Raw genomic sequence first — 17097 nt, 5'->3', positions numbered from 1 at the left:
GGTCATGGCCGATAAAGCAGCCAAACAACCTATCCTGGTACCTGTCGACTTTTCTGAAGCATCGGAGGCGGCACTACTTAAGGCATTTGAATTGGCGGAGTGCCTCAAGGTAAGGGTAGTGGTTTTACATGTCGTTCACGATCCCGGGGATATGCCGGGATACTATTCGGCGATGGTAAAAAAGAAGAAATTCGGCAGAATGCAAGATGCGGCACGTGTCATGCTGGAGGACTTCATCCTGGAATTTCGTAAAAAATACAACACCAAACAGCGCCTCAAGAGGGCTGAGCGGATGTTGGTAATCGGTTTGCCAGTAACGCGGATTCTGCAAGTCGCGAAAAAAATCGATGCCTCATTCGTGGTGATGGGCAGTAAAGGTGAGACAGGGATTAAGCATCTCATGTTGGGCTCAGTGGCCGAACGCGTGGTTCAACTCTGTCCGCTGCCAGTCATGGTGGTGAAGGTAGCACCCCAAGAAGAGGCGTCCTGATATGATTATCGATAAGTTCATCCAGAATACTGAATTTAATCTTAAACAGTCGATCATCTTACTTGCAGGCGTGCTGGGCCTGCTTTTGGCACTGCCTGTATTTGCGGATGGCAGTGCAGATGCGGGTATCGAATGGGGTGTGATGGGGATGAAGCTGTTTGGCGGCCTTGCCCTGTTTCTGTTCGGTATGGAACAGATGGCGGATGCGCTGAAGGCTGTGGCCGGTGCCCGTATGAAGGGTATTCTTGCCAAACTGACTACAAATCGCTTTATGGGCGCGATCACAGGGGCCTTCGTAACCGCAGTTATTCAATCCTCATCCGTAACGACGGTCTTAGTGGTCGGGTTTATAACCGCCGGTTTGATGTCGCTGTCGCAATCGATCGGCGTCATCATGGGGGCGAATATCGGTACTACGATCACTGCTCAGATCGTGGCATTCAAAGTCACAAAAGCAGCGCTATTGATGATTGGTGTCGGCTTTAGCATGTTGTTTGCATCCAAGCAGGAGCGCATCAAGCACTACGGTGCCATGCTGATGGGATTGGGCTTGGTGTTCTTCGGCATGAGCGTCATGAGTGACGGCATGAAACCGCTGCGCAGCTATCAGCCATTTCTTGACTTGATGATCAGCATGGAAAACCCACTGATCGGTATCCTTGTTGCCGCCGGTTTCACAGGTCTGATCCAATCTTCCTCGGCCACCACCGGTATCGTGATTGTGATGGCAAGCCAGGGATTCATTACCCTGCCTGCAGGGATTGCATTGGCTTTCGGTGCCAATATAGGTACTTGTGTGACGGCCATGCTTGCAGCGATCGGCAAGCCGAGGGAGGCGGTGCGTGCCGCAATTGTGCATGTCATATTCAATGTGGCTGGGGTGGTGCTATGGATTATGTTCATTCCCCAACTGGCCGAAGTCGTGACCATGATTTCCCCGAGTCACCCGGAACTCTCGGGTATAGAGCGTCTGGGTGCCGAAACGCCACGCCAGATCGCCAATGCTCATACGATTTTCAATATCGCGAACACAATCATCTTTATATGGTTCACTGCCCAGTTGGCTCGCTTTGTGGAGTGGTTGATTCCCGATCGGCTGTTGGAGGAAGAGGGATTGGCCGTCAGTGCCAAGTATCTGGACGATGAACTGCTCTCCACCCCTTCATTGGCATTGGATCGTGTGCGACTTGAAGTACTGCACATGGGTGAGCGGGTTATGGAAATGTTGGACAGGATAATGCCCGCCATTCTAAATGGCGATCATAAATCGTTGGATGACGTGGCAACGCTTGACGATGAAGTGGATATTCTCTATGAGCAGATCATCGACTATCTCGGCAAGATCAGTAAACAGTCGATGACGGACCAACAGACCGAGGAGTTCCTTGCATTGATGGAGGCGGTCGGCGACCTGGAGAATATCGGTGACACCATAGAGACCAATATGGTTGCTTTGGGCCATGAACGCATTGAACACGGTTTTTCCATCAGTGAGCCTACCAAGGAAGTATTGTCAGGTTTTCACAAGGTTGTGAAAAAAGCGGTCGATGGTGCCGTTCAGTCCGTATCCCAGTTGAATGCCGAAGTTGCGCAAAGCGTGATCGCAATGAAGAATGAGATCAATAGGATGGTGGAGTCCGCTTCAATACACCAAGCCGCAAGGTTGGTTGCGGAAGAGCCCAATCGAATCGCAGCCTATACCACAGAGGTGGATATTATCGAAAAGCAAAAACGAATCTACTACTTTGCCAAGCGTATGGCGAAATCCGTGATTCCGCCGGAAGAGATCAAGGAGGAATAAGCTGTTTCTTGAAAAATTTAGCGCCATCCCCTGCGTCGATTGCCGAATATGAAGTTAGACAAACTCATCCGGCGTCTATTCAAGACTCTTGATAAGGGGAAGAAGGGCAGTGAGGATGACCTGGGTAAAATTGATCAGCTTCTGAAGCGTCTAGGAGACAGGAGAGATCATTTACGACATTGCTTGAAAAAGGAGAAGCGTGTCTGCAAACAAAAGCGCCTGAAGGCGGAACTGAAGATTGTCGAGATCAAACTGAAGAAGGGTAGAAAGCGACGAAAGCAACTTGGCCCTAAAATCCGGTGACGTGAGTAACTATCGTTATGACCGATGACGACTGTAGTGTGGTATCGCTGGATCTGCTCACTCTGCGAGTGAATTGATATAGTCGAGTAGCGGTTCTACCGGATAGGTGAGCGGATACATTTTATCGCCCAGGCGGGTCATGACGCCTATCCACTGGTCATAGCCGCCGTACACGACATAGTGATTTTCGATATCGCCGACATTGCTCCATAGCGTGTTGTCCAGGGTGATAGGGGTATGCCCGACGATAACCGGTACATCGGCAGAAAGGTTGAATAGTTTGCGGAAGCGCTTAATGTCACCCTTCGTATAACCACCGGGACGGTTGGGCTTTTGCAGTCTATTTTGGCATAGCTCCTTGATCAGCCCCGGATTGCTTTTGATATTGACCAATAATTCCGGTTTTGTCTTCGAGGTGGGGGGGGCAGCATGACAGCAGACCATTTGCTCAGAATAGGCGACGTATGGAAGCAAGTCGTAGAAGCGTTCCATCTCTTTGCGGTACTCTTTACCCCGGATTTTATTTAATGCCTTTTTCCACAGCAGGCCTTGCGCCACTCCGCCTTTTGCAATCTCATCGGAAAAACCGTCATGGTTGCCGCGCAGATAGAAAACCTGCTGGGGGAATTGCTGTTTAAGTCTAAAGATAATATCCATGATCAGTATGGAACTGTCCATCTCATGGAAGCGGCCCTCCTCTTCACTGTGTACCGCATCGCCCAGGATCACCAGGCAGGCCTTGCCTAGCTCCATGGCTTCGAGAAATCCATTCTGACTCAGAATGACCAACAGGTTGTCGACCCTTCCGTGCAGGTCCCCAATGATGAACGGTGCCATATCATCGGGCAGTCGGACGATCCCCCCGGGGTTGCCGTCCCTGTCCTTTTCGCGGAATGCCTCATTCTCCATGATCCGGTTGACGTCCTGGATGAGGTTTAGAGCCCTATCCTTCTCTAATGCAGCAATCTCGCCATTAAACAATTTAGCTATACGCTTAAGCTTTTTACGCCGCCAAGTGGCAACCCGCATCATCTTTTTGTCTTTTAGCAATGGCGACATGCAACTGCCAGCTTTCGGGGAGTAGTCTCGGAATATCAGGTTGCCATCCTCGTTTGTGATGGAAAAGACATAATCCGAGAATTTGGGTTGCATGTTGAGAAAGGTCCGTTGACGCTCTTTATCCTGGCTGCCGATAACCAGTTTCTCTCCGTCTCCCACGCGGAAAAAACCACAGATCTGCTTATAGTAGGTCTCGGGATCGAAAACAATAAAGCTGTTTGAATTACAGCTGTTATCTATGGCATTGGTCAGGCTTTCCGGATAGAGGTGGAGCGCCTTGCCATCGGGGGGGAGATTGATCTGCAGCGGATAACAGTGAATTGGCACCTTCACTTTGGTGCCATGCAGATGGTACGACTCCTTGAGGTCGATCTCCTCGCACTGTGACAGACCGGCAAAGGCATTCTTAATCAGCTGAAGAAGACCCTTTTTACTTTTCGTTCCGGTTTGGTTCATGGTCCTGTTGCTCTAATCGATAATCTGCAGTGGTCCGCCTTCGGTCCCTTCCCGAATATAGATAGAGATGCCTTGTTGATGAAGATATTTCGCTACCTGGCGATAGACCGACAACTGTCTTTTGATCCTTTCCAGGTTGACAGCCTCATCCACGTGATGGGTGCCAAGCTTGGCCCGCTTTATTCGTTGCCTGAGCAGTGCGCCCGGTTCGGGCAGTATGAACTCAAAAACGTAGCGTTCTTTCCAGTTGACCGAAAAGAAAAATCGCTTGGGAGGTGGCAGTACAATCCGCTCAAAATCGATTTCCAGTGGTGGGGAGGCATCGATCCATGCCTTATCGAACACCGTCAAGGCCTCTTTAGCCCCTTTGAAAGGGAATCCGAGATGGATTTCCCGTGGGCGTAGAGAGAGGCTCTGCGCAGTCCACCAATTCTTCAGAGAGAGGTCGATATAGCCCTCTTCAGACCAGCCGCCCAGCTTACGGATGATGGTGCTCTTGCCGGCTCCGGGAGGGCCGGTGATCAGCAGTTGCCGGAAAGAGACAAATCCCGGAAAAGTGATCCCCTTGATGATTTTTGTGCTTTCGAAAGGTCGGGTATGTAATGAGTCCATACAGCCTGTATTGAATCGTTGGGTGTCTTTTGGTCTGTCAGGTGAGGACAACAAGCAATGGGAGAAAAGGAAAAAGCCCCTGTGGCAGGGGCTTTTCCTCCCGTTTACTATCGTCTGTCAGCTGAATATACCCTTCAGCATGAAGAAGAATACTGCGGCCAGTATACCACCCGCCGGCAGTGTTATGGCCCATGAGACGACGATATTACCTACAACGCGCAGGTCGATGGCGCCAACACCGCGGGCCAGGCCGACACCCATCACACAGCCGACCGCGATTTGAGTGGTCGAGACCGGTAGGCCGGTCTTGGAAGCGATGACCACCGTGGTGGCTGCCGCCAGGGTTGCACAGTAACCGCGGGTTGGTGTCAGCTCTGTGATCTTGGTTCCGATTGTCTGCATCACCTTGTAGCCCATGGTGGCGAGTCCGATTACGATACCGGCACCACCGACAAAGAGTACCCAAATCGGCAATTCTGACTTTTGCGCGATATCACCGCCGTTTTCGACCAGTGAGAGTACCGCCGCCATGGGACCGATACCGTTGGCAACGTCGTTTGATCCATGGGCGAACGCCATGGCGCAGGCGGTGAAGATCATCAATGGCGTGAACACCTTCTCCACACTGGCGAAATGGAAATCCCGGTCAGCCTCGTCATCGACCTTGACCTTGTTGATCATCGCTTTACCGATAGCGGCAACAATGATACCGATTATGGTTGCAACCACCAGGCTCTCAAACATATTGAGTTCCAGTTTCAGGTGTTTCAGGCCCTTGAAAAGGGTGACAAGAGAGACGATCCAACCGACCAGGAAGACGTATACCGGCGCCCAGGTTTTGGCGCGCGCGAAGGGATTGTCTGTGTTCAGGATCAATTTTCGAATGCTGATCATCAAGATCAGGGCGATGAAACCGCCCACCACGGGAGAGACGATCCAGCTGGCGACGATGCTGCCGATCTTGCCCCAGTTTACCGCGTCCACGCCGATGCCCACCATGGCGAAGCCGACAATGGCGCCGACGATGGAGTGTGTGGTGGAGACCGGCCAGCCACGGGTTGAGGCGATCATCAACCAGATGGCAGATGCCAGCAGCGCGGCCAGCATGCCGTAGATCAGCAGTTCCGGGTTGCCGACAATACTGGTGGGATCGATGATCCCCTTACGGATGGTCTTGGTGACAGAGCCGCCGGCTATGAAGGCGCCGGCAAATTCGAAGATGGCGGCGATGATAATCGCCTGTTTTACGGTGATCGCACCTGAGCCTACCGATGTGCCCATGGCATTGGCCACGTCATTGGCGCCGATGCCCCAGCTCATGTAAAGGCCGAAGATGACGGCCAACGCAATAAAGACTGTACCCCATTCGCTAATGATTTCCACTTTGAAATCCTCGATGTTCTTTTGTGCCCGTGTTCACGCGGATTGCTTGGCGTGATACGGTCGGTTGATTCTTGAGACCCTTGTCAGAATCCCGGATAAACGCTATTCCGGTCTTCTCTGTCAGCGTGCGATCAGTAATCGCATGCGGTCACCCACTTTCTCTGCATAATCGGCCAGGTCGCCGATCCACTGGATCATCTGATACCAGAACATGACAGAGACCGGGTTCATGGACTCCTCCTGGGCGAACAGACTGCGCGCCAGCGCCATGCCCATCTCATCGGTTTCGTCCTCGACCTTGCCGAGTGCTTCCACCATCTCCTCGACCTTATTGGCTTGATTGCCCTTGAATCCCATTTCTATCAGTTCATCAAGTTCATCGATAATGGTGGCCGCCTGGTTGCAGGTGTCGACGCACCGTTGCACGAAGTTACGCAGTGGTTCACTCATATCGGCCGGTACGGACATGTCCCGTTCCATCAGGAGTCCGGCGATATCCTGTGCGGTATCGGCAATGCTGTCCTGCATCTCCAACAGCTCGAGCAGGTCTCGTCGGTCTACCGGCATGAACAGACTTTTTGGCAAACGGGCACGGATGTCGTTTTCAATCTGGTCGGCTTCATGCTCGAGGGAGAAGATTTGTTCTTTAATAGCCTTCAGTTTTTCTTGGTCTTTATCGATGAGGGCATCGAATAGACCAGGAACTTCTGAGATACACTCTCTGACTTTACCCATATGCATCTGCAAGGGTTTGAAAGGTGAGCTTCCCAGAAGGGAAGCAATGGGGTTGGTTGGTCGCATAAAGTTATCCTCATTTAGTGTGAGTTGGTATGAAAGTGCTGCCTTACGGCAGGTTTAGATAACTTGTTAACAATGTGTATCAGATTGATTTTGAAACATTGGAAATCAGGGTCTCTAGTAGTAGGTATAACTACTATGTGCGGATTTTGCGAGGTAAATGCATGTCTTCCACGCAAGCCTGATCGAGTTCTTGCCTCGTTCTGTCGCGCCCCCTCCTCTAAGTCGATACACAATTTGTTAGATGCTTATTTTTTGATGTTTCGGATTTTAATACGGTGTGCTGCCAATTGCCTTGATCACTGTCATCTAAATGACATATTACTGTAATATATTTGATGTGACGATCTCTGGTCCCAGTATGGCCGGATCTTGCCTCAATTTTGGATGATCTAGAGGCCCATCCATGAATGCCAACCCTTCGATGGTAGCGTTCGAGTTGATTAGCGTGACGAACAGAAACCGTAAACCGAATACCCAAACCGCAATGCGCCAACTTATCGAACAGGTGCGGAACGAGATTCCCTTCGGTCTCCCCGATGAGGCGTTGTGTGGCGATTCGTGTAAAGGCTGCTCAAGCAAGCTGCTTATCTATCTGGAAACCGAACTGGATGGGTGGGAGGCCAAACTGGCCAATGGCGCCATACCCAGCTTTGGTGACCTCAGCCGTTTGGCGGCGAAGAGTAAAAAGATTGCCCAGGCGTTGTATCAGAACGGTCTGCTGGAGAGGTCCCCCGTTTCCTAAGTCTTTATTTTTCTGCCTGTATCCGAACTGGTTTCACACCATTCAGCTTTCGTTCAGCCACAGCTCCATATGCTTACTCATAAGCTAGTTCAATTTGGAGAAACATGATGACAGCTAAAGCACTGATCCTGGCAAGCGCACTCTCTGCCTCAGTGGTAATGGCAGCGCCGGCACAGGCCCACGATAACTATGACTACCCTTACGGTTTGCTGGGCGGGTTGTTCCTCGGTTTGAGTTGGAATCATTACCATGACCATGGCCACTCCCATCGCCATGGAGACCGCCACTATCGCCACAGAGAGTATCGGCGCAGTGAGAGTTACGGCCATCGCCACCGCGACAAACACAGACACCATCGTCACGGCGACAGACACAGAAACCCCCGTCACGGCGACAGACACAGAAACCACCGTCATGGCGACAAACCTCGCCATCGTCGAGACCGTAGGGATTGAGCGGGAGAGTCGTGATGCAAAGGTATAGCAATATCGGATGGCTGCGATTGAGCGCACTGCTGCTAGTGATGCTGACGACCGGGCAGTATGCATTTGCGGTTGAGGGTGTTGCGAGGCTCTCGCAATCTGTGGAGGGAACGGTCGCTGCAGGTGTCGAAAAGGACGAAATCCAGCTTGATCAGGCCGATGTGGACGAATATCAGGAATTGGTCGTCTCGGGAGGCCGTATTCGGGCAACAGCTCAGCGTACTTTCGCAGCACATGCTGTGGGACGTGAATTGAGTATATTCGATGCACATACCGTGATCAGCAGGGATGACGACGACGATGGATTTTACCACCGCATTAAGGTGATTTTCGATGCGGACACATCGGGTGATGAGGTCTGGGTCTATGCCAGACTCTACCTCAGCCTGGAAGGGGGGCCATGGAACCACTACTACACAACCGACCTGTTTCCCGTTGAGGGTGATGTCAGCGATGATGAGTATGAGGTGGTGACACGGCTACTGGATGGTTACCCGAGTGGTTACTATGATGTCCTGATCGAGCTGTATGATGGCGATAACGATCTGCTGGCGGTGAATTATGGGCCATATGAGGATGGAGATCTGGCGGTATTGCCTTTGGAGGATAGTTATCGTGACGATTATGGTGGCGGCGGTGCCTCCGGTCTCATGACTCTGCTGCTGGCCCTGACGCTTCTTGCAATACGTTTGTCAACCCAAGGCGGTGTGGTGGAATACGCTATTTCAAGGAGTAAGATGGGCATCTCAACCTGACAAGGCGCTGGACGCCGGGAGTTTCCGATAATGCCCAGGTATGTACCGTTACTGATCTGCTGTCTTTTGATAGGGCTTGTACAGGGGTGTTCCTCCCTGCAGCAGGTCGGTCAGGTTATGGAAGGCCGTAAACCTACGGCTCAGGTTGAGGGGATCAGGCTGACCGGTCTCGATTTCGATGGTGTGGATCTGGTGTTCGATGTGGATGTTCACAACCCGAATGCCTTCTCCATTGATTTGGCTGAATTTGATTATGATCTGCAACTCTTTGAACAATCGTTTCTCAAGGGCAGACAATCTGCGGGCGTGAATCTGGCGGCTCAAACCACAAACCGTATAGAGGTGCCGCTGCGGCTCGGTTTCCAGCAGCTGCTGAAGAGCTACCGGCAACTGAGAAAGGCCGATCAGGCCAGCTATCAACTGGATATGGGATTGGGTTTCAAAATGCCGGTGATCGGAAGCCTGCGCATCCCTGTTAATTTTTCTGGTGATTTTCCAGTACCGAAAATACCCGATTTCAGTATCAAATCTTTGGCGGTCAAGCGGCTTACCCTGAATGAGGCCGAAGTGTTGCTGCAACTCGGGGTGGAGAATCCGAACAGCTTCTCCCTGGTGCTGCAGCAGCTGGATTATAATCTTAAGCTGAATGGTGCGGCGATCGGCAAGGGTTTGATCCGGCAACCTGTGGATATCGAACAGGGCGGCAACAGTGTGGTGAGCATCCCCCTCACCATCGATTTGGCCGAAGCCGGCAAGGGACTCTATTCGGCACTGCTGGGCCTCTCCGGTATCCGCTATGAATTGAATGGTTCAATTCTGGCATCCGGTCCCCGGGAATTATTGAAGAGTTTCAAGATCCCCCTGGAAAAACAGGGCCATATCCAGTTGAAGTAGCGCATTGGAACATTGTCCACTCGATATTGAGTTAATCGCGCTGATTGACCTGGATATTGTGGAGTGAGCTAAAATTAATGCAGGTAAAGACGAAAACCTTCAATCCTTAACCCTGCGGGAGGGAGGTAGTCATGAAGACCTTTATGTTAATGACCGGAAGCGGTCCATTGATGATTCTCACATCCCACACCTCCATAGAAGACCCTCTGATATTGGAAAAACTGGTGAGCAAAGGCATCGAGAAGTTTCTCGCCTATGAGGTTCCCTATGATCTGGCCAAAAAGCGCTACGGCGGCCACTTTAATGTGGTAGCCAACGATCTGCATGAAAGTGACGATCTGCGGGTACTCGACTACAACGGCGAGCGCGCCTTCAAGCTCTTCTCTTTTGCCGAACTGGGGTCCCCGGTTGTGCATGAAGCCGGCGGACCGTCGGTAGCCGATGTCGCCTGATCATAGGCGGCCGGCAAGGCAAAACATTCCAGGCCGTGTCAGGATCGTGTATTGGTGAGTCTCAAGGATCCGGCATGGAATGGAATGTAGGATTTGCTGCGAAGTCTATTCACTCTCCGGGTTCATAGGCGAGATTGGGCGCAAGCCAACGTTCCATTTCAGCCACTGAACGACCCTTGCGGCGAGCATAATCACTCACCTGATCCCGATTCAGCTTGCCCACTGCGAAGTAGCGGGCATCGGGGTGGCTGAAGTAGAGGCCGCTGACCGACGCTGTAGGTACCATCGCCTTACTCTCCGTGAGCCAGATGCCGGTATGCCCTTCAACGGAGAGAAGCTCCCACAACACCTCTTTCTCCGTATGGTCCGGGCTGGCCGGATACCCCATTGCGGGGCGGATGCCCCGATACTCTTCTGCGATCAGCTGTTGATTGCTCAGGGACTCCTCTTTGGCATAACCCCAATACTCTTTTCGCACACGTTCGTGCAACCACTCCGCCAGGGCCTCGGCCAAACGATCGGCAAGGGCCTTCAGCATGATGGCATGGTAGTCGTCGTGATCTTCTTCAAACTCGCTGATTTTCCGCTCGATGCCGATACCGGCGGTGCAGGCGAAAGCGCCCAGGTAGTCGGCCTTTCCACACCTCTCCGGTGCGATGTAATCGGCCAGCGATTCGTTGTACTGTCCATTTTTACCTGGAGCGACAGGTTGCCGTCCCTGTTTACGCAGGTTGTGCAGGGTTGCGAGGGTTTGGGTTCGTGTCTCATCCCGGTATACACGGATATCGTCGCCCTGGCTGTTGGCGGGAAAGAGGCCGACAACGGCCGCCGCGCGCAACCATCCCTCGTCAATTACCCGTTCAAGCATGGACAGGGCATCGGCATAGAGTTTTTTCGCCTCTTCGCCTTTCATCTCATCATCCAGTATCTGTGGATAGCGCCCCTTGAGTTGCCAGGCATGGAAGAAGAAGGTCCAGTCGATATAGCCAGTCAGCTCTGCAAGGGGGATCTGCTTCATCACCAGCAAAGTCGCGCATGGTTTACCGGCAGACCTGTCCTTGTCCAGATGCACGATTTGTGCAAATTCAGGGACCTCGAAGTCGGGATTGCAGAGATTGGGGCGGGCCGGTGTGTATTGGGACCAATCGATAGGGGTCGGGTTGGCCCTCGCATCTTCGATGGAGATCAGGTTGCGCGACTGGTTGATACCGGCACGCCGTTGCCGTACCGCTTCGTACTCCTCGTGTAGCGAGGCGGCATAGCTATCGCGATGCTCGGTAGACAGCAGGTTGGAGGCTACCCCAACCGCACGGGAGGCATCGGCCACATAGACCACCGGGTTGTCATATTCCGGGTCGATCTTGACCGCCGTATGGGCAATGGACGTTGTGGCGCCACCGATCAGCAGCGGTTGAGACATGCCAAGACGCTGCATCTCTTTGGCTACATGGACCATTTCGTCCAGCGACGGGGTGATCAGGCCGGAGAGCCCGATGATGTCGACCTGCGCATCCCTGGCTTTTTGCAGAATGGTATCCGCTGGGACCATGACGCCGATATCCACAACCTCGTAGTTGTTACACTGGAGCACGACGCCGACTATGTTCTTGCCGATATCGTGGACGTCGCCCTTGACGGTAGCCATCAATATCTTGCCCTGGCTCTGTACCCCGCACTCGGCCTTTTCCGCTTCCAGGTAGGGTTCCAGGTAGGCGACCGCTTTTTTCATCACACGGGCCGACTTAACCACCTGCGGAAGGAACATCTTGCCCACACCAAACAGATCGCCGACCACATTCATGCCATCCATAAGGGGTCCTTCAATCACCTCCAAAGTTTGCCTGGCCTGCTGCCGGGCCTCTTCGGTGTCACTTTCGATGAATTCGGTGATGCCCTTGACCAGGGCATGTTCGAGGCGTTTTTTCACCGGCCAGGCACGCCATTCGGCATCCGCCTTGTTTTCGACCACGTTGCCATCGCCCTGGTATTTGGGCGCCAGCTCCACCAGACGATCACCCGCCTGCGGGTCACGGTTGAGCACCACTGATTCCACCGTTTCGCGAAGTTCGGCCGGCAACTCGTCATAGACCGCCAACTGACCCGCATTGACGATTCCCATATCCATGCCCGCTTTGATAGCGTGATAGAGAAACACGGCGTGGATCGCTTCACGCACCGGATTGTTGCCGCGAAATGAGAAAGAGACATTGGAGACGCCCCCTGACACCAGGGCGTGGGGCAACCGCTGTTTGATTTCGCGTACGGCCTCGATAAAGTCGACGCCATAGTTGTTGTGTTCCTCGATACCAGTGGCTATGGCGAAGATATTCGGATCGAAAATAATATCCTCGGCCGGGAAACCGACACGCCCAGTCAACAGATGATAGGCTCGTGCACATATCTCGATTTTACGCGCCTGGGTGTCTGCCTGGCCTGTTTCGTCAAAGGCCATGACGATCACTGCGGCGCCATAACGGCGGCATAAGTGGGCCTGACGCAGGAAGGCTTCCTCCCCTTCCTTCAGTGAGATGGAGTTGACGATGGGTTTTCCCTGCACGGACTGCAGACCGATCTCGATGATTTCCCACTTGGATGAGTCGATCATGACCGGTACTTTGGCGATTTCGGGTTCGCCGGTACAGAGGTTGAGAAAGCGGCGCATGGCGGCGACACCGTCTAGCATCGCCTCATCCATATTGATATCCACGATCTGTGCACCGTTCTCCACTTGCTCGCGACAGACGTCCAGCGCCTCATCGTAGGCCTCACTCAGGATCAAACGCTTGAATTTCGCGGAACCGGTGACATTGGCGCGTTCGCCAATATTCACAAACAGGGAGTCCGCACCAATGTTGAGCGGTTCAAGCCCCGATAGACGACACTGTGTTTCAATTACCGGCAGTTGACGCGGCGTTCTGCCAACCATTGTCTCAGCAATGGCCTGGATATGCTGTGGTGTGGTACCACAGCATCCGCCGACGATATTCAGAAAACCGGCGTCCGCCCATTCGGCCAGATAATCTGCCATCTGCCGGGCATCCAGATCGTACTCGCCAAATTCGTTGGGTAGACCGGCATTGGGATGGGCAGAGACATGGGTGTCGGCGATACGCGACATCTCCTCCACATATTGACGCAGCAAATCGGGACCAAGGGCACAGTTGAGACCGATGGAGATGGGGTTTGCGTGTTGCAGACTGTTGTAGAAGGCCTCCGTGGTTTGACCTGAAAGGGTGCGGCCGGATTGATCGGTGATGGTGCCGGAGATCATTACCGGCAGACGGATGGCGTCCTCGTCAAATACCTGTTCACAGGCGAAGACCGCCGCTTTCGCGTTGAGGGTGTCGAATACCGTCTCGATCAGCAGCAGGTCGCAGCCACCCGCGATAAGACCCCGGGCGGCTTCTGTATAGGCCTCTACCAGGGCATCGAAGGTGATATTGCGCAGGCTGGCATCGTTGACATCGGGTGAGATGGAGGCGGTGCGATTGGTGGGGCCGAGTACGCCGGCGACGAAACGCGGCTTGTCTGAGCTTGTGTATTTGTCAGCGGCCTCCCGGGCCAGGCGGGCACTGGCTTCGCTCATCTCATAGGCCAGGGATTCCATTTGGTAGTCGGCCATAGAGATGCGATTGGCCCCGAAGCTGTTGGTCTCGAGAATATCCGCTCCGGCTGCCAGATAGGCCTCGTGAATCGAGCCGATTATCGCCGGTTGAGAGAGCACCAACAGATCATTATTACCTTTTAAATCGCATGGCCAATCAGCAAAGCGTTCTCCGCGGTAATCCTGCTCATCGAGTTTGTGGCGCTGAATCATGGTGCCCATGGCGCCGTCAAGGATGAGAATACGCTGCTTAAGCAGAGATTCGATAGGGTGATTGGCTGTATTCGAGGTTGCGGATGACATCAAGCTACTCAGGTTTTAACTGTAACGGCCGCCAATTATAAGGTGCTGCTGGTAGGCAGGCGAGTGATCTATTTCAGGATGGTACTAAACTTGTAATCGATCAGGATTAAACAGCGCCTTGACTATGGTGGCCTCGGGGGCTTAACTAATATTACAATTTTCTTTGTTTTTCAAAGAGTTGATTTATGTGGTGCAATGACACAGTGATAGCTTCGCTTGCCGTATTCGGGAAGCGTGTAAAACAGAATGCAAAACAGATCTGATGAAGGGTTTTTAGCGTGTCAAAACAAGCATTTTTAGTCGATGATTCGAAATCCGCTCGCATTGTACTCAGTAGAATGCTGAAAAAAAGCGGTTTTGACGGCGTTGAGATGGCGGTGTCGGGTGAAGAGGCATTGGAGCGACTGAAAGAGTCGACGCCTGACGCTATTTTCGTCGACTTTCTGATGGATGGCATGGACGGTCTGGAGACGATTACCGAGATCAAAAAGGATCCCAGGTTCAGCCATACCCCGGTGGTTATGTGTACGGCCAATGAAGGGGATGAGTATGTCCAGGCCGCCGTCGAGCACGGTGCTCTTGGTATCCTGGCCAAGCCTCCGACCGATGAGAGTCTGGGCGTGATCATCGACCTTATCGAACAGCACCAGCAAGAGGCTGCCGTAAGTTCAGAGGCGGCCCCGCCCGATCAGGCTATCAAGGCTGAAGGCGCTGCTGAGGCAGCGGAGCCTGCAGCAGAGGTCGTGGTGATGCAAAGCGGTCTATCGGATGAGGATGTTCGGCGTATCGCCAAAGAGGTTGCACTTCAAGCGGCGGAAAAAACCGCCCGTCAGGCAGCAGAAGAAGCCATTGCGGAGACGCTCGCGGATCGTATCGAAAGTACCGTACAGGCCTATCTTGACAGCAAACTCGAACCAATGATCGTCTCTGTGGTAGAGAGAGGTTTGAAAGAAGTAGAACCGCAGAGTGTCGATACCGAAGCGCTTCGCGAATCAGTGGTGCAAAAGGTCAATCAGGACCTGGACGACTTTGTCAGGCAGCTCAATCAGCGTACTGTCGGGGATCTGATCGAGGCCAGTATCTATGGCCAGATGAAAGAGTTGGACGATGATATCTCTCTACGCCTGCAGGAACAGGAGCAACGGATTCTGAACCAGGTTCCGGAAAAGAATGACATGATCGAGCATATCCGTGTCATCACGGAAGGCTCCCTCGAGGCTCAGGTTCATGAGACCGCTACCCAGGTGGCGGGTGAAATTGCCAATTCCGTGGCCACCGAGACGGTGGAGAGTCTGCTCGACCAACATCTGGCTCATCAGGCATTGGAGAGTCAGCATCAGAAGTCAAAACTGCCTATAATGGTCGTTCTTGGTTTGGGGCTGCTGGCGGTTGCGGGTGCAGCTGCATTCATGCTCCTGTAGCTGTTTGCCCGGTGTGGTGATCGAGACTTTCCTGCTCTTCTTCATGTAAATCTGCCTTGTGCTAAGCAAATCGGGTCGATAACCCAACTCCGGCTATTGATATAGAGTCACGGACTGTAGGGTTGGATCTGGGTTTAAAGAGGCTATATTCAGCACAAACCGCCACAGGAGAAGCCCATGTTCGGAGTTGGCCGCAAAACCAGGATGCCGCAACAGGATGAGGCGCTGCCCGGTCGAATGACCCCGATTCAGCCCGGTGAAAGCCACTATGTCAATGGACATACGATGGTGGGGCCTTTTCCCGATCAGTACAATTTCGCAATGTTCGGCATGGGCTGTTTCTGGGGTGCCGAACGACGCTATTGGGAACTGCCAGGGGTCTATTCGACAGCGGTGGGGTACGCTGGGGGTTTCACGCCCAATCCGACCTATGAAGAGGTCTGTACCGGTATGACGGGCCATAACGAGGTCGTAAGAGTTGTCTTCGATCCGGCAGCGATCAGTTACCAGTCACTGCTAGAGGCCTTCTGGGAGGGCCACAACCCCACCCAGGGCATGCGCCAGGGGAATGATGTGGGCACCCAGTACCGGTCGGGTATCTATACCTTCGACGATCAGCAGCAATCCATGGCCGAAGATTCCCGCGGGCACTATCAGCACGCCCTGCAACAGGTGACCTCCGCGCCGGTGACTACGGAGATACTACCCGCGCCCACATTCTACTTTGCCGAGGCCTATCATCAGCAATATCTGGCCAAGAACCCGGCAGGCTACTGCGGACTTGGGGGAACCGGCGTCTGCTATCCGAGCTGAGCCATTGAGAACTGAATGTGACAGTGGCAATGATTGTCACCCAGGCATGGTGTCAGGATTACCAGGTTCGCCCAAATGCCGCTGCAGAAAATCGACGATACACGCCCAGGATGCCTTGTCAGCCGCCTCGTCATAGCGCGGGCTGGTGGGATTGGTGAAGCCATGGGCGGCATCGAATCCAACCGATTCGGTCTCCTTGCCCGCCATCCTCATCGCTGTCTCGAAGGCCTCCTGTTTTTCCGGCCAATTGCGCTCTTGCTGGGCATAGATGGCCAATACTGGCCCAGACAATTCTTTCAGGCGCTCCTCATCGGTTTCCATGCGGCAGTAAGCGACGATTGTGGCACTGACTTTGTCTGCTTGCAGCAGGCTCGCCCGCATCGACTCCTTACCACCAAAGGAGCAGCCGAAGGTGGCGACGCGCCTACCGTGTGTATGCAGAAAGTCGACGGCGGCCATCAATTTTCGATCGGCGCGTTGTTGATCGATATTGCGCATCATCTCCGCAGCCAACTCCGGATCATCAGTCGTCCGGCCGTCGTAGAGGTCGACCACCAGTGCAAGGTGGCCGATATCGGCTAATCTGTCAGCCCACAGCCGGTTATGGGGCATGACTCCCCACCACTCATGTAAAATCATCACAGCAGACGCTGCCGCCTCATCGCCGCTGAGGTAGGCGTGGAAGGGTTCATCCTGCGATGTCTTCAGTGTGATTTTTCGGCTCAT

General features: G+C 53.2%; 16 protein-coding genes. 10 read left to right on the top strand and 6 right to left on the bottom strand.

Annotated features, from left to right (window positions below):
• Positions 1–4: 4 nt before the first annotated feature.
• From AB8516_RS12250 to AB8516_RS12240, 3 genes are read left to right on the top strand one after another with little or no spacing between them, the layout of a single operon-like run.
• On the top strand, positions 5–490 hold the full coding sequence (locus tag AB8516_RS12250; RefSeq protein ID WP_369160992.1) for a universal stress protein: 486 nt from the start codon (positions 5–7) through the stop codon (positions 488–490).
• 1 nt (position 491) lies between these two features.
• Entirely contained in the window at positions 492–2291 is a 1800-nt protein-coding gene (locus tag AB8516_RS12245; RefSeq protein ID WP_369160990.1) for a Na/Pi cotransporter family protein, read from the top strand.
• A gap of 48 nt (positions 2292–2339) precedes the next feature.
• Entirely contained in the window at positions 2340–2594 is a 255-nt protein-coding gene (locus tag AB8516_RS12240) for a hypothetical protein (RefSeq protein WP_369160988.1), read from the top strand.
• 57 nt (positions 2595–2651) lie between these two features.
• Here the strand turns inward: AB8516_RS12240 and AB8516_RS12235 are convergent, their stop codons facing one another.
• From AB8516_RS12235 to AB8516_RS12220, 4 genes are all read right to left on the bottom strand, one after another.
• Positions 2652–4109: a metallophosphoesterase gene (locus tag AB8516_RS12235; RefSeq protein WP_369160986.1), complete on the bottom strand. Its 1458-nt coding sequence runs from the start codon at positions 4107–4109 to the stop codon at positions 2652–2654.
• Positions 4110–4121: 12 nt separating this feature from the next.
• The gene (locus AB8516_RS12230) at positions 4122–4721 is read right to left on the bottom strand and encodes a serine/threonine protein phosphatase (RefSeq protein WP_369160984.1); all 600 of its coding nucleotides are present in this window, start codon (positions 4719–4721) and stop codon (positions 4122–4124) included.
• A 117-nt stretch (positions 4722–4838) separates the two neighbouring features.
• Entirely contained in the window at positions 4839–6104 is a 1266-nt protein-coding gene (locus AB8516_RS12225) for an inorganic phosphate transporter (protein ID WP_369160982.1), read from the bottom strand.
• Between the two features lie 120 nt (positions 6105–6224).
• Positions 6225–6905 carry a TIGR00153 family protein gene (locus AB8516_RS12220; protein ID WP_369160980.1) on the bottom strand — a complete coding sequence of 227 codons (681 nt, stop codon included), beginning with the start codon at positions 6903–6905 and terminating at the stop codon, positions 6225–6227.
• Positions 6906–7308: 403 nt separating this feature from the next.
• Between AB8516_RS12220 and AB8516_RS12215 the strand changes: the two genes are divergently transcribed.
• The 5 genes from AB8516_RS12215 to AB8516_RS12195 all read left to right on the top strand — a co-directional run bounded on the left by AB8516_RS12215 (position 7309) and on the right by AB8516_RS12195 (position 10230).
• Positions 7309–7647 (top strand): hypothetical protein, encoded by a 339-nt coding sequence (locus AB8516_RS12215; protein WP_369160978.1) that lies wholly within the window; start codon positions 7309–7311, stop codon positions 7645–7647.
• 249 nt (positions 7648–7896) lie between these two features.
• A complete protein-coding gene (locus AB8516_RS12210; protein WP_369160976.1) occupies positions 7897–8130 on the top strand; it encodes a hypothetical protein in 234 nt (77 codons plus the stop codon).
• Positions 8117–8884, top strand: a complete 768-nt coding sequence (locus AB8516_RS12205; protein ID WP_369160975.1) for a choice-of-anchor H family protein — start codon at positions 8117–8119, stop codon at positions 8882–8884. Before AB8516_RS12210 ends, AB8516_RS12205 begins: the two co-directional genes overlap by 14 nt.
• A gap of 30 nt (positions 8885–8914) precedes the next feature.
• Positions 8915–9778 carry an LEA type 2 family protein gene (locus AB8516_RS12200; RefSeq protein ID WP_369160973.1) on the top strand — a complete coding sequence of 288 codons (864 nt, stop codon included), beginning with the start codon at positions 8915–8917 and terminating at the stop codon, positions 9776–9778.
• A gap of 131 nt (positions 9779–9909) precedes the next feature.
• Positions 9910–10230: a hypothetical protein gene (locus AB8516_RS12195; protein WP_108293185.1), complete on the top strand. Its 321-nt coding sequence runs from the start codon at positions 9910–9912 to the stop codon at positions 10228–10230.
• Between the two features lie 109 nt (positions 10231–10339).
• Here the strand turns inward: AB8516_RS12195 and metH are convergent, their stop codons facing one another.
• Positions 10340–14137: a methionine synthase gene (metH, locus tag AB8516_RS12190; protein WP_369160971.1), complete on the bottom strand. Its 3798-nt coding sequence runs from the start codon at positions 14135–14137 to the stop codon at positions 10340–10342.
• Positions 14138–14415: 278 nt separating this feature from the next.
• Between metH and AB8516_RS12185 the strand changes: the two genes are divergently transcribed.
• Positions 14416–15558, top strand: a complete 1143-nt coding sequence (locus AB8516_RS12185; protein WP_369160969.1) for a response regulator — start codon at positions 14416–14418, stop codon at positions 15556–15558.
• Positions 15559–15735: 177 nt separating this feature from the next.
• Positions 15736–16371: a peptide-methionine (S)-S-oxide reductase MsrA gene (gene msrA, locus AB8516_RS12180; RefSeq protein ID WP_369160967.1), complete on the top strand. Its 636-nt coding sequence runs from the start codon at positions 15736–15738 to the stop codon at positions 16369–16371.
• A 36-nt stretch (positions 16372–16407) separates the two neighbouring features.
• Here the strand turns inward: msrA and AB8516_RS12175 are convergent, their stop codons facing one another.
• Entirely contained in the window at positions 16408–17097 is a 690-nt protein-coding gene (locus AB8516_RS12175) for a dienelactone hydrolase family protein (RefSeq protein WP_369160965.1), read from the bottom strand.

Source organism: Candidatus Thiodiazotropha sp. LNASS1 (assembly GCF_964212655.1).
Lineage (GTDB): Bacteria > Pseudomonadota > Gammaproteobacteria > Chromatiales > Chromatiaceae > Thiodiazotropha.
The sequence above is the reverse complement of the archived record's forward strand: the minus strand, read 5'-3'. Positions and strand labels throughout refer to the sequence as shown.